Annotated in this window: 12 protein-coding genes; 9 read left to right on the top strand and 3 right to left on the bottom strand. The window is 31.9% G+C overall.

All coding sequences use genetic code 11. The features are described from left to right. Window positions 1-11 precede the first annotated feature (11 nt). From QYS47_RS00350 to purE, 4 genes are all read left to right on the top strand, one after another. Window positions 12-1,439 carry a DUF5723 family protein gene (locus tag QYS47_RS00350; protein WP_322347316.1) on the top strand — a complete coding sequence of 476 codons (1,428 nt, stop codon included), beginning with the start codon at window positions 12-14 and terminating at the stop codon, window positions 1,437-1,439. Between the two features lie 74 nt (window positions 1,440-1,513). Next, entirely contained in the window at window positions 1,514-2,122 is a 609-nt protein-coding gene (locus QYS47_RS00345) for a SiaB family protein kinase (protein ID WP_308358313.1), read from the top strand. Window positions 2,123-2,249: 127 nt separating this feature from the next. Then, the gene (locus QYS47_RS00340) at window positions 2,250-3,386 is read left to right on the top strand and encodes a 5-(carboxyamino)imidazole ribonucleotide synthase (RefSeq protein ID WP_322347315.1); all 1,137 of its coding nucleotides are present in this window, start codon (window positions 2,250-2,252) and stop codon (window positions 3,384-3,386) included. Next, a complete protein-coding gene (purE, locus tag QYS47_RS00335; protein ID WP_322347314.1) occupies window positions 3,383-3,904 on the top strand; it encodes a 5-(carboxyamino)imidazole ribonucleotide mutase in 522 nt (173 codons plus the stop codon). The genes QYS47_RS00340 and purE overlap by 4 nt, the downstream gene beginning before the upstream one ends. 5 nt (window positions 3,905-3,909) lie before the next feature. Here the strand turns inward: purE and QYS47_RS00330 are convergent, their stop codons facing one another. Next, entirely contained in the window at window positions 3,910-5,997 is a 2,088-nt protein-coding gene (locus QYS47_RS00330; RefSeq protein ID WP_322347313.1) for a tetratricopeptide repeat-containing sensor histidine kinase, read from the bottom strand. A gap of 103 nt (window positions 5,998-6,100) precedes the next feature. Between QYS47_RS00330 and QYS47_RS00325 the strand changes: the two genes are divergently transcribed. Beyond that, complete coding sequence (locus QYS47_RS00325; protein WP_322347312.1) at window positions 6,101-6,670, top strand: hypothetical protein; 570 nt, start codon at window positions 6,101-6,103, stop codon at window positions 6,668-6,670. A gap of 69 nt (window positions 6,671-6,739) precedes the next feature. Next, window positions 6,740-7,963 (top strand): glycosyltransferase family 4 protein, encoded by a 1,224-nt coding sequence (locus QYS47_RS00320; RefSeq protein WP_322347311.1) that lies wholly within the window; start codon window positions 6,740-6,742, stop codon window positions 7,961-7,963. On the opposite strand, the gene QYS47_RS00315 is transcribed toward QYS47_RS00320, so the two are convergent. Then, window positions 7,960-9,180 carry a M28 family metallopeptidase gene (locus QYS47_RS00315; protein WP_322347310.1) on the bottom strand — a complete coding sequence of 407 codons (1,221 nt, stop codon included), beginning with the start codon at window positions 9,178-9,180 and terminating at the stop codon, window positions 7,960-7,962. The two genes, QYS47_RS00320 and QYS47_RS00315, sit on opposite strands and share 4 nt — an antisense overlap. After that, window positions 9,181-10,380 (bottom strand): J domain-containing protein, encoded by a 1,200-nt coding sequence (locus QYS47_RS00310; RefSeq protein WP_322347309.1) that lies wholly within the window; start codon window positions 10,378-10,380, stop codon window positions 9,181-9,183. It lies immediately after the preceding gene. Window positions 10,381-10,460: 80 nt separating this feature from the next. Here QYS47_RS00310 and QYS47_RS00305 point away from each other — a divergent pair, with 80 nt between their 5' ends. From QYS47_RS00305 to QYS47_RS00295, 3 genes are all read left to right on the top strand, one after another. Then, entirely contained in the window at window positions 10,461-11,132 is a 672-nt protein-coding gene (locus QYS47_RS00305; RefSeq protein WP_322347308.1) for a DUF2461 domain-containing protein, read from the top strand. 173 nt (window positions 11,133-11,305) lie between these two features. Beyond that, window positions 11,306-11,941 (top strand): deoxynucleoside kinase, encoded by a 636-nt coding sequence (locus QYS47_RS00300; protein WP_322347307.1) that lies wholly within the window; start codon window positions 11,306-11,308, stop codon window positions 11,939-11,941. Window positions 11,942-12,016: 75 nt separating this feature from the next. Beyond that, window positions 12,017-13,225, top strand: a complete 1,209-nt coding sequence (locus QYS47_RS00295) for an NAD(P)-dependent oxidoreductase (protein ID WP_322347306.1) — start codon at window positions 12,017-12,019, stop codon at window positions 13,223-13,225. The last annotated feature ends 137 nt before the right edge of the window (window positions 13,226-13,362 follow it).

The raw sequence follows: 13,362 nt of genomic DNA, 5'->3' as shown, positions 1-13,362 counted from the left end.
TGACTACTATTATGAAAAGAAATTTACAATATATAATTCTGATTGTGCTGCTGATTACTAGTGGTAGTGTATTCGCCCAATCTGATATGATCTCTTATGGATTAAATAAAACATTACCGCAAGCCAATAACTTAAACCCGGCTGTTTTACCAGATTATAAGTTCTCATTTGGCTTACCAGGCTTATCAGGATTTCACCTCAATTTAGGGCAAAATTTCACAAATCTTGATTTGTTAACTTCTACTGATGCAGAAGGGAATATTGATACAGAAAGAATTTTAAATAGATTAAGAAGAAATAATCGTATCAGTGTCAATAATACGGTTAATGTGCTTCACTTAGGTATTCGAGGTCTTGCAAGTTATACAGCTTTTAGTATCAACACTAGAGCAATCTCTCGTGTAAGTATTCCAGAAGAATTTTTTCAATTTGCTGTTTTAGGAAATGCTAGTGATCAATTAGAAGATGGTTTATTAGATTTAAATAGATTTAATACTAAAATAGTAGGCTTTACTGAAATAGGAATAAGCCATGGTCGTGAAATTTTAGCAGGTAAAATGACGGTTGGTGCTCGACTGAAGTTATTATTAGGGCATGCTTATGCGGATATCAATTCGTTTGATGCTCAGTTGCAGACATATGGCAATGAAGAATTCAGAGGGGATTCTATTTCAATGAATATAAATGAATTTGACATTAGAACGGCAGGTGTTGCAGGTGCATTATTTAATGATCAAAGTACTTCAGAAGACATTCGTTCCTCCGCATTATCAAACAGAGGATTCGGATTGGATTTAGGAGCTACTTATGAGTTTAATGAAAAAATTAACTTTTTCGCCAGTTTGAATGATTTGGGATTCATTAGGTGGAATGATAGTTATACAAATCAGCAAACCGTACCCGCTTTTAACTACAGATTTAGTGGAGTTGATGTGGTTGATTTAATTAACGGGAATAGTATTTCGGTAGTGGATGATTTTGACAGTGTTGTAAACGATTTGGAAATTGCTGAAACAACAGGAGAGGCTTTTTCTACCTCATTAACAGGTAGACTTTATGCTGGAGCATCATACGAAATAACCAGAAGACAAACTGCATCTGCTATTCTATATTCAGAATTGTATCGAGGTGCATTGATTCCAGCGTTAACCGCAATGTATAATTTCCAGGCCGGAACATTCTTTAATTTTGCTTTTTCAGCTACAGCAATGAATGGAAGAATTAATAATTTCGGAACTGGCATAACTCTGAACCTAATTCCATTTCAAGTTGTATTGGCTACAAATGATTTGGCTTCCATTATAAATCCTGTAAAAGGGAGGGTGGTTGATTTTAGATTTGGAATAAATCATACTTTTGGTAATGTTTCAAAGGGGAAATCAAAAGGTAAAAAGAATAGTAAAGATACAATTGAAACAATTGATTTAGGAATTGACTGATTTTTCAAAAAAATATCCTAATTTGTAAAAAGTTCACATATTTGTAAAAAGTAGAAATAAAAATCTAGTTATTGATGATAGAGAACATAAATGAAAATAAGATGGATTTAAACGTAAATTTCATCAAATCGGTACTTAGTCTTTTTTCTGAAATGCAAGGAAACGGGATTTCCTTAGTCTATTTAGGAGAATTTAATCACGAAATTACAAAGATGTTTACTTCCATGGCTGAGTCGGACATGGAGCGTAAAAAAGAAGATAGATATGTGAAAAAGAGAGTATATCATGTAATGGTTGAAACGCTTCAAAACATGAATAAACACTCTGATGAAATTACAGATGCTCAGATCGGTAATGGATTGTTCGTCATCGGTAATAAAGAAGACATTTACTATGTAATCACAAGTAATAAGGTTGCGAGAAATAAAGTAGAAGACTTAAGAAGCGCAATCGATGAAGTAAATGCAGCTAGCGCTGATGAGCTTAAGAAAATGTATATGCAACAAATTAAGCATGGTAAGCTTTCTAATAAAGGAGGAGCAGGACTAGGTTTAATAGATATAGCAAGAAAAACAGGTGAGAAATTAGTATATAAATTTTTACCAATAGATGAGGATTTTGATTTATTCATATTGAAAGTAGAAATCAATGGAGATAAAATTAAAGATGTAAAAGGTAAATAATATCTCCATCAAGAAACTTTAAAAGCTTTTCCCGCCAAGGAAAGGCTTTTTTTATATCCTTTTAAAAAGAGAACAATTTCAATATTCATATCTTTGTTGCATAATAAGAAATACATAAATCATTTCTATGAGGTTTAATACAGATTTAAAAGTTGGTGTTTTAGGTGGTGGGCAACTAGGCAGAATGCTTTTGCAAAGTGCCATAAATATTAATATTGATTTAAAAATGATGGATGCTGATCCTAATGCTCCATGTTCAAATTTAACTTCTGATTTCACAGTTGGTGATTTAGAAGACTATGATGCAGTTTACAATTTTGGTAAAGATTGCGACATACTCACAATTGAAATCGAAAAAGTAAATATTGAAGCGATGAAAAAGCTTCAATCCGAAGGAGTAAAAGTGTATCCCCAGCCGGAAATAGTTGAAATGATACAGGATAAAAGAGTTCAGAAACAATTTTATGTTGATCATAATATTCCTACAGCCCCTTTTACTTTAACTGAAAATCTTCAAGATTTGGAAAAGCTGACGGATAAATTACCAGCTGTTCATAAAATTGGAAAAGGAGGATATGATGGTAGAGGTGTTCAAGTTATTAAATCAAAGGATGATATTAAATCTGGTTTTGATGCGCCAGCCCTTTTAGAAGAATTTGTTCCTTTTAAGAAAGAATTAGCTGTAATAGTAAGTAGAAATGAAGCAGGAGAGGTCAATACTTTTCCGGTGGTTGAAATGGTCTTTCACCCTGAACATAATTTGGTAGAGTATCTTTTATCGCCTGCCATAATTGAAAAAGAAGAGGAGGCTAAAGCTAAAAAAGTAGCTATTGATATCATCGAAAAATTAGAGATGGTAGGGATTTTAGCAGTTGAGATGTTTTTAACTAAGGATAATGAAATATTAGTAAATGAAATTGCTCCTAGGCCACATAATAGCGGGCATCAAAGTATTGAAGGAAATTTTGTTTCACAATATGATCAACATTTAAGAGCAATTTTGAATTTACCGCTAGGAGATACCTCAACCAAAATTAGTTCAGCCATGGTAAATGTATTAGGAGAAGATGGGTATACAGGAAATGCTCAATATGAAGGTATGGATGAAGTAATGAAAATACCTGGAGCAGCAGTTCATTTATATGGTAAAAAATTAACAAAACCCTTTAGGAAAATGGGACATGTTACGATAACTGATCCTAGTTTAACCTCTTTAAAAAGGAAAATTGATATTGTGAAATCTACATTAAAAGTAAAAGCATGAGTAAAGGTAAAATAGCAATCATAATGGGAAGTCAGTCTGATTTGCCTGTAATGAGTGAAGCAGCTAAAGTGTTAGAGGAACTAGAGGTGAAATTTGATTTAACCATAGTTTCGGCCCATAGAACTCCTGAAAGAATGATGGAGTTTGCTACAAAGGCAAGAGATAATGGTTATCATGCCATAATTGCCGGAGCAGGAGGTGCTGCTCATTTACCAGGAATGGTAGCGGCATATACTTCTTTGCCTGTGATTGGGGTGCCTGTAAAATCAAGTAATTCCATTGATGGTTGGGACTCAATTTTATCTATACTGCAAATGCCTGGAGGAGTTCCTGTTGCAACGGTAGCGTTAAATGGTGCAAAAAATGCAGGAATTTTGGCAGCTCAGATAGTTTCCACTTTTGATAAATCAGCTGCAAAAAACCTTGATGATTATAAAAAGAAAATGAAAGATAAAGTGTTGAAAACTGCTGAGGAGGTTGAAGAAAAAGGTTGGAAATCTGGTAAGGTAGGATTTTAAAATAACTATGATAATGGGAAATACAGAGTAAATTCACTGTATTTTCCTAATTCTGTTCTTAATTCAATATTTCCATTTAAACGATCTGTCAAGGTTTTTACGATTGCCAAACCAAGTCCATTTGAACTTTCCCCACCTGTTGGTTTAGCCGTTAGTTTTTTAAATTTTTTGAATAAACTAATCTTATCTTCTTCGGTAAACCCAGGGCCAAAATCTTTTACTGAAATCCAAAAACGGTTTTTATTTTTACCTGCTCTCAATATGATTTCGGATTCTAATCGAGAGAATTTTATGGCATTAGATACAAGATTTTCTAAAATCCTGTTGATATAGTTTTTGTCAGTTCTAACTTCAAGCCCAGCTTCGCATTCAATTTTACTTTCAATTTGCTTATTGGTGAGTTCTATTATGAAATTTGAATTAATTTCTTCTAACAATTCCTTTAATTCAATATTTTCTACTTTTAAATTCTCTTTCTCAATTTCCATTGAATTAACATCCAATAAATCATTTATTAGATAAGCTCCATGCTTAGCATTATTTTTTATCATGCTTACATATTGCATTTGTTCCTCATTTAAGCCTGATAATCTGAGTAATTCAGTTAGGCCTTTAATTCTGTGAAAAGGAGCTTTCATATCATGTGCCACTAAGCTTAATAGAGAGTCCTTTTCATTATTTAGATCATCTAATTCTTTATTTCGGATAATTAGTTGATCATTCTGGGATTTTATCTCTTTATTTTGAAGAGTAATTCTTTTTTGTTGTGATTCAATTTTATTGTTCTTTAGTTGGAGAACCATATTATGTCTTCTTCTTCTGGTGGCAGTTATCCAAATAATGGTTAATAGGGTTAAAGTAAGTAGCACAATAGCAATAAGCGCATAATTAAATGCCTTTTGCTTCTGAATTACTTGTTTATAGGTCTCTTCATTCTTTTTCAATAACTCATTTTCAACTTCTTTGGCTTCTAATGCTAACCTACTCTCAAGACGTTCAATTTCCCTTGCGGTATTTACATTTTCAGTTTTTTCTTTCAGGCTTGTGTATTCTTTAAAGTAATCAAATGCAGTAGCAATATTTCCGCGTTTCTCTGCTATTTTAGATAAGTAATAATATGCTTCTTGCGTGTATGTAATATCATTATTAGGTGCTAATTCGCTTACTTTTAAGAAATATGATTTTGATTGAGCATAATTATTTTGGTAGAAGTAGATTTCCCCTAGTAAGGAATACACTTGAATTATAAGGTTAATATTTTTAGACTTAGAAGCAAAATCTAGAGCTTCAATAGCATTGGTTAAGGCAATTCCTAATTGTCCTCTTTTAGTATTCATTTCTGCTATTGATAATTTAATAATTGCAAGATTAGCTTCATCATTTATTTTTGAAGCTACCTCGTAGGCCTGAGTAAAATACTTTAAACTACTATTGTAATTCTCCATTTGGCCATAAATTCCAGCTATTTCCAAATAAATTGATATAATGCCAGAAGGGTCATCAAATCTTTTTCGGTATTCAGCTGTCTTTAAAGACATTTCTAATGCCTTTTCTAAATTATTTTGGGTTTGATATAATTCTGCTAAACTCTTATAGCCATAACTCATAGATTGGATATCGTTGAGTACTTCAAAAATTTCTAACGCACGGAAAAAGTTATCATAAGCAGAAACATAATTTCCCTGATTAAAATAAATTCTACCAATATTATTTAAAGCGTATGCATATTGTAAAGAATCTCCATAAATTAAGGCAGAGTCTTTCGCTTGTTGATAAGTTTCAAAAGCTTTAATATTTTCCCCTTCGTAAAAATGGCCAACACCTTTAAAATTTATTGATTTAGCAATACCTTCACTTAGTTCAGGTTTACTTTCAACTAATTCAATAGCTTTTTCACTAAATAAAATGGTACTGTCAGGAAATGACTTTCTGTATTCCCAAGCAAGTTGATTGTATATTTCAACCCTTTCAGTAGGAGCTGATTTCTCAATACTAGACTTCAAGCTGTCGATCAGTTGCTGATTTTGCCCAAGTCCAATATTTGGTAGCAAAAAGCTTAAAGACAATAATATGAAATAGTTTTTGAGTTTCACTTTGAATACCAGTTAAAGCGATAGTATAATTTCAATGTAATAATACAAAATCATTTTGCCATATTGCTTAAAATAGTAGATTTAACCTAAATAAAAAAGTATTATGTCTTCTCATCATGTAATTAGAGATGAACAAGAGCCACCAATTTTAGTATTTGAGTTGCATGATAACTGGAATCAACTTTCAGAATTGTTGGCTTGGTCTCCAATTGTTTTGATTAATCCAGAACTAAAGTATTTTTTTGAAATTATGCGCACTAAAATTGACGGTTTAATTTTAGAAGATAAAAATACAATAGAGTCGGAAGAGGAGGATATAATTTTGAAATCAGATGATTTATGGCCAAGTATTGCTAAGTGGTTGAACAAGAAGAAGTATACAGGCCTAAATGTATTCTGCAAAAATGATTTGATGCAATCCAAGTTTATATCTATCAAGAACACAATTCATCTACCTATCAATTTCTTTACTGAAAGTGGTAAATATATTTTGAGTGTTGAGCCTATTTTCAAAAAGTGGTACCCCAAGGATTTTAAATTAAACTTGGAAAATAGTGAAAACTTTGAATTGAGTAATTTATCTAAATCAGAGGATTATTTAAAAGTTATAGAGGATGGAATGATCACAATAAAATCTCAAAATGAATATCCTTTAATAAGAGAGATTGGCTAGTGCGCATATTAAGAATTTTATTATTAAAATTTTGTTGTATTAAGTATAAAGGGCTTACTTTAGGCTTCAATGAAGATTCTTTACATCCATCAATATTTTAAAACTCCAGATGAAGGAGGGGCAAACCGCTCTTATTTTATGGCTCAGGCCTTAAAAGAAAAAGGGCATATGGTAGATATGCTTACAGCCCATAATGAAAGTGCGGATAAGAGTAAAAGGGTTGATGGTTTAAACGTTCATTATTTAGCGGTTAGCTATAACAATAAATATGGCTTTATTAAAAGAATCTCCGCTTTTCTGAAGTTTATTATGCTTTGCAAATCTTATATAAATGAGCATCATAATTATGATAAAATAATTGCGACAAGCACCCCACTTACAATTGGTTTTATTGCGCTTTGGGCAAAGAGGAAATTTAACATCCAGTATATTTTTGAAGTACGAGATTTATGGCCAGAAGCGCCCATTCAAATGGGAGTAATTAGAAATCCTTTATTAAAGATATGGCTTGAAAGAAAGGAAATCCAGATTTACAATAATGCTGAAAGAGTTATAGCATTATCTCCTGGAATGAGAAACCATATAGAAAAAAAGGCCCCTGATGTAAATGTTGATTTGATTCCCAATGTGGCAGACTGTGACTTCTTCAATAGAGTTGAAAAGAAGGATGAAGACTTAGTGCTTCAGTATGGAGTTAAAAATAAATTTGTCGTAAGTTATTTTGGGGCTGTGGGTCCTGTAAATGACTTAATGAGTCTAATTAAATGTGCCGAATTATCCACTCATCTTCCCATTCGTTTTTTGATTATGGGAGAAGGCTCAAGTTTAGATTCTATTAAGAATTATGTGTCCGAAAACCAGCTCAAGAATATATTTTTTATTCCATACGGAACTAAGGAAGAAGTGAGAGATGTGATGAATGTAACAGATGCTTGCTATGTATCCTTTTTACACAAACCTGTTTTAAGAACAAACTCTCCTAATAAATTTTTTGATGCTATAGCCTCTGGCAAGCTTATAATTACAAATATTCAAGGATGGATTAGAGGCTTGGTGGAGAAAAGGCATATAGGTTTTTTTGCAGATTCAGATTTCCCAGCTGAATTTTCTGAAAAAATAAAACCATTTATAGAGTCACCAGATTTATTAAGAAAATACCAAATAGCTTCAAGAAGTACGGCCGAGCAATTTTTTAGTAGAAAGGAATTAAGCCAGCATTTTGTTCAAGCAATTGAGGGTAAAAGCTTAAGACAAGAAGCAGAAGTTCGGTCAATCTTTAGCTTAAGTGCTTAATAACTATTCACGCTTTCAATTAATAGCTCGTGTAAACTATTAAAAGCTTCCAAGCTTAAATCTTTACCGTCATCAAATACATCATGATAGGCTTGTTTTCCTCCTAAGGTATAGATGAAAATTGCTGGCACACCTATTTGATCAAAAAGGCAATGATCGCTATTACATGCTTTTCCTCTTTTCTTAATTTGACTGATTTTACCCTGGTTTAATTCGGTTAGTGTATTATAAAATGCTTTTTGTTTAACAGCATTTACTACGGTTATTCCTTCATCTCCAGTTCCTACCATATCTAAATTGATCAGCATTTTTGTTTTCCGTAAATCAAAAGTTGGATTTTGAATGAAATAATAACTTCCAATTAAGCCAACTTCTTCAGCGGTTGTAAATAAAAAATAAGTGTCGTATGGAGGTGTGTTTTTGCTATAATATTCCGCAAGGCTCAGCAACATTGAAACACCTGATGCATTATCATTAGCACCCTTAAAAATGGCGCTCCCCATTTGTCCTATATGGTCATAGTGAGCAGTAAAAACTATTATTGAATCTGATCTATCTCCATTTATTTTCCCAATTATATTAGAAGATCTAAAATTGGGTATGAACTCAGCCTCATTACTAACTTTAACTTCTACGCCAGATTTCAATTCATCTTTTACATACATTATTGTATTTTGAGATTGTTTATCAGAAGGAAACCAGCTCCATTTTGCAGTATCTCTTACTATTAATAATGAATTTTGGGAAGCTGATTCAAAAAGGAATTTTTCAATAAAAGGGTTTTTTGGTTTATGATCAATGTAGTAAATATTTTTAGATTCAATTTTATCAAAAAGATAAGTAGTGTCTATAATTTCTATTTTTCCTTCAATATCAATTCTGTTTGATGAAGGGTGAAATAAATAATCTGATCCTGCGCCATAAATTTTTGTAGTTCCTGCAATAGAAGTTGAAAATTGAACCATTCCTGGAAATGTATTCACAGGATAAGATAATTCCTGTTTGAATTGATTTTCTCCTGATGGATTTACATTTAATTTCTTTAATTCACTGATTATATAATTTGCGGCCTTTGTTTGTCCCCCCTTTGTAAAACCTCTGCCTGCTAGTGAATCAGCAGTTAATATGGAGATATGTTTTTGAGCTTTTTTGCTTTGACTAAAGCTAGGAAACGAGAAAATCAATATAGTGAATACTAATAAAAGAAAGTTCCGCATTTAATTACAGCTTAATTGAATATTTAAATCTGGGTGAATATCCAGTTTTTCTGCCTTTTTAAAAATATTACAAGCTTCCTTTTCATTACCTAATTCGAAATAACTGTTAATTAAGTATTCATAGGCAAGTTGATTCTCGGGTTTAAAGAATATCACCCATTCAAGAAGCTTTGAAGCCTGTTTATAATTCTTCTTCTGATAATAAATTTCAGCAGAATTAAAATAAATTGATTTAACATTTTCTGGTGTTCTTTCTGCAGAAACTAATAATCTGTAAGCATTACCATATACTCGCTTAAAATCAGCAATTATACTCTGAATACCCATATCATAATATTGTAGGGCTACATCTGTATTGTTTAATTCCTCTTTATAGATTTCACCGATTAAGGCAATCATCCTTATCCGCTTGTAATTATTATTCATCAACTCATTTAAAATGAAAACTGCTTTATTAGGTTCATTCATATTTCGATAGCATACCGCCATTTTAAATTGCATGTCAGGATTTTGAGTTTGACTATATTCCATAAAGAATAAATACCCCCAAAGTGCATCTTGGTATGCTTTATTTCTATAATCAATATCAGCTTGTTCTCTTCTGAAATTCAGGTAATCGATCTCATAACTTTTAATGGGGTTATATTCATTATTATCAGACTTTATTTTAATTACAGAGTTTAATGCTGCTTCAACCTTACCTGCATAGAATAAACTATCAGCTCTTTTTACACTTTCATCAAATAGGGAGATTTTTTTCTCCAACTTATATTCATGATAAAAATCATAGATACTTATACCTATAAGGATTAAAACTGCAACTGAAAGGACTATTCCTATGGCATATAAATTCGCTTTCTTTTCGGCATTTTTGTCAAATGAAGAAGGTCTGTAAACTGGCGGCCGATAGGTATAATTTTGATAAGGATTTTTATACGACTTCTGCCGGTTTTCATAAGCGCGCATGCTAGCTCTTTTTGCTTGAAGTCTTTGATGAGCTAGTTTTGCATCATATTGTTGCCTTGAAGCATTATTGCTTAATACAGAATAGGCAGTTGAAATAATTTTAAATTTTTCCTCAGATTCCTTAGAAGGATTTATATCTGGATGATAAGCTTTTGCTAGCGCTTTATAAGCTGATTTAATCTCAGCTAGAGTAGCCATTTCACTTATACCTAGTATTTGATAGTAATTTTGCATTATGAGGAAAATAATTCAACAATCCTTAAACAAACATAACAATTATTTATTGCTATTTTAGTTCCTTTAATGTAGAAAGAATGGCCTATTTTAGTAATGATTTTATTAATTTTTTCGAAGAGTTAGCTGAGAATAACCATAAAGAATGGTTTGATGAGAATAGAAAAAGATACGAAAAGGAGGTTAAAGATCCTTTTAAATCCTTCATTGCTGATTTGATTTTAGCAGTACAGGAATTTGATCCTGAAATCATGATAAAACCAAAGGATGCAATTTTTAGAATTAATCGTGACATTCGTTTTTCTAAAAATAAGCAACCCTACAAAAATAATGTAGCGGCCTACATTTCAAGAAGCTCTAAAAAGGAGCAGTTTCCAGGATATTATGTTCATTTAGATGCTAAAGGAATTTGGTTAGGAGGAGGTTTGTATGACTTATCTACTGAAAATATCTATAAGGTAAGGCAGGAGATTTTATACAATGAAAATGAAATAAATGAAGTCATGAGAAATTCAGATTTTAAAAAGGAATTTGGAGGGCTTCAAGGTAATAAAAACAAAATATTAAAACCGCCATATAAAGAATATGGAGATCAAATTCCGCTTTTGTATAACAAGCAGTTTTATTTTATGAGTCAATACGGAAAAGATAAAATCACCTCAAATAATTTGGTATCCTTTTGTGCGGATAAGTTTCAAAAAGCCTATCCCGTAAATAAATTTTTAAGGCAAGCGGTAGAGGAGGTTGAATAAAGTTTAGTAGCTGAAGTCATGAATATTGTATAATCAGACTGATTCAGATTTGACAATAAATTTTATTTGTTATACATAATACGACCAACCTTTAAAATTATAAGATTATATAAGAAAAATATAGGATGTAAAAACTATAGATTTTATAATTTTGTGCCCAGATAAAAATAAGAATGAAGGAACTAAAGCATATTGCAATAGCGGGAAATATAGGTGCGGGTAAAACTACTTTAGCAAAAAAGTTATCACATCATTATGGGTGGAAAACTGAATTTGAAGCAGTAGAGGAGAATCCATATTTGGTGGATTTTTATGATGATATGAAGCAATGGGCTTTTCACTTACAGGTTTATTTTTTGAATAGCAGACTGAATCAGGTTAAAAGAATTAGGAAAAGTGATCATACAGTAGTTCAGGACAGATCTATTTATGAGGATTGCCATGTATTTGCTAAAAATCTTCATGAATCAGGTAATATGTCGGATCGAGATTATCATAATTACCTGGAGCTTTTCCATTCTATGTCTCCTGTAATTACTCCTCCAGATTTACTAATTTATTTAAGAGCTGACATTCCTAAGCTAGTTGGGCAAATAGAAAAAAGAGGTAGAGAATACGAGGAAACAATCCGAATCGAATACCTAAAAAATCTTAACAAACATTACGAAGCTTGGGTGAAAAATTACGATAAAGGCAAGCTTATAATTATAGACGTTAATCAGCTAGATTATTTAAATAATGTAGAGGATTTTGCTTTAATCGTGAGTAAAATTGATACTGAAGTTCACGGTTTATTTTCTCAACATTAATCCCTATTAATTCTTCAGCATAATTAATTTTAATAACTTTAGGATTTAATCCAATTGTAAGAATTAACATTATTTATGCTGAAATTAGGAATCATTCGAGAGGATAAAATACCGGTTGATAAACGCTCACCACTAACGCCTGCTCAATGTCAAGAAGTTGCCAATAAGTTTAATGTTGACGTAAAAGTTCAGAAAAGTGAGGTTAGGATTTTTCAAGCTGAGGAATATCTACAACATGGTATTGCAGTAGTAGAAGATATAAGCGATTGTGATATCCTTTTAGGAGTAAAAGAAGTTCCTACCGAAAAACTTATTGAAGGAAAAACGTATTTCTTTTTTTCACATACTATAAAAGAGCAAGAGTATAATAGAGAACTTTTACAAACCATTCTTGAAAAGAAAATAAAGCTAGTTGACTATGAATGTTTATTAGACCCAAAAACTAATCAAAGAATAGTTGCTTTTGGAAGATTTGCAGGAATAGTAGGAGCATATAATACCATATGGACTTTTGGAAAACGATATAACCTATTCAATTTAAGGAGAGCAAATGAATGTTTCGATCTTGATGATATGAAATCGGAATATGAAAAAGTTAAATTACCTTCTATTAAGATTGCGATAACAGGTGGGGGTAGAGTGGCAAAGGGAGCAATGGAGGTAATGTATGGAATGGATATACTTCAAGTTACTCCTTACGAGTTTTTAAATGAACGATTTGACAGGCCTGTTTTTGCTCAGTTAAATAGTCATACTTACCATGTTAAGAGAGATGGAAGCCCTTATAATAGAAACGAATTCCATGAAAATCCAGGCTTATATGAGGGCGATTTTATGAAATATGCTAAAGTGGCGGATGTTTTAATTGCTGGTGCTTTTTGGGATCCTCGAGCTCCTATGCTTTTTACAAAGGAGGATGCCATGCGTCCGGAGTTTAAAATTAGAATAATTGGAGATATCACTTGTGACATAGAAGGCTCTATTCCAAGTACAAAAAAGCCGGCTACTATAGATGACCCAGTATATGATTATAATCCTAATACTGATACAATAGAGCCTGAATTTAGTGTAGAGAGCAACATTACCGTTATGGCGGTTGATAATTTACCATGTGAACTCCCTAGAGATGCGTCTGAAAGTTTTGGAAATGAGCTAATTGAAAACGTTCTTCCGCACTTACTTGAGGGAGATACCCAACAAGTTATCAAAAATGCTACAATTGCAGAGAATGGACAATTGAATGATAATTATAAATATTTACAAGGATTTGTTGATGGGGAGTAATTATAAAGGAATTAATTGTATTAACGCCATATTTTTAAGAAATTAATTTATTAATGCTTTTCAAGTTGATCAAAGCTTAGAGAAAATAACACCGATACCTCTTATTACTTAGTTTTAATTATTTAAATGAAACCTTT

The sequence above is a fragment of the Marivirga arenosa genome, assembly GCF_030503875.2.
Taxonomy (GTDB): domain Bacteria; phylum Bacteroidota; class Bacteroidia; order Cytophagales; family Cyclobacteriaceae; genus Marivirga; species Marivirga arenosa.
This window is presented reverse-complemented; position numbering and strand designations above follow the sequence as displayed.

Excerpts from the sequence above, each read along its gene's own strand:
- QYS47_RS00325 (WP_322347312.1), top strand. The coding sequence starts at position 6,101 with ATGTCTTCTCATCATGTAATTAGAGATGAACAAGAGCCACCAATTTTA.
- QYS47_RS00305 (WP_322347308.1), top strand. The coding sequence starts at position 10,461 with ATGGCCTATTTTAGTAATGATTTTATTAATTTTTTCGAAGAGTTAGCT.
- QYS47_RS00350 (WP_322347316.1), top strand. The coding sequence starts at position 12 with ATGAAAAGAAATTTACAATATATAATTCTGATTGTGCTGCTGATTACT.
- QYS47_RS00310 (WP_322347309.1), bottom strand. The coding sequence starts at position 10,380 with ATGCAAAATTACTATCAAATACTAGGTATAAGTGAAATGGCTACTCTA.
- QYS47_RS00295 (WP_322347306.1), top strand. The coding sequence starts at position 12,017 with ATGCTGAAATTAGGAATCATTCGAGAGGATAAAATACCGGTTGATAAA.
- QYS47_RS00340 (WP_322347315.1), top strand. The coding sequence starts at position 2,250 with ATGAGGTTTAATACAGATTTAAAAGTTGGTGTTTTAGGTGGTGGGCAA.
- QYS47_RS00320 (WP_322347311.1), top strand. The coding sequence starts at position 6,740 with ATGAAGATTCTTTACATCCATCAATATTTTAAAACTCCAGATGAAGGA.
- QYS47_RS00345 (WP_308358313.1), top strand. The coding sequence starts at position 1,514 with ATGATAGAGAACATAAATGAAAATAAGATGGATTTAAACGTAAATTTC.
- purE (WP_322347314.1), top strand. The coding sequence starts at position 3,383 with ATGAGTAAAGGTAAAATAGCAATCATAATGGGAAGTCAGTCTGATTTG.
- QYS47_RS00315 (WP_322347310.1), bottom strand. The coding sequence starts at position 9,180 with ATGCGGAACTTTCTTTTATTAGTATTCACTATATTGATTTTCTCGTTT.
- QYS47_RS00300 (WP_322347307.1), top strand. The coding sequence starts at position 11,306 with ATGAAGGAACTAAAGCATATTGCAATAGCGGGAAATATAGGTGCGGGT.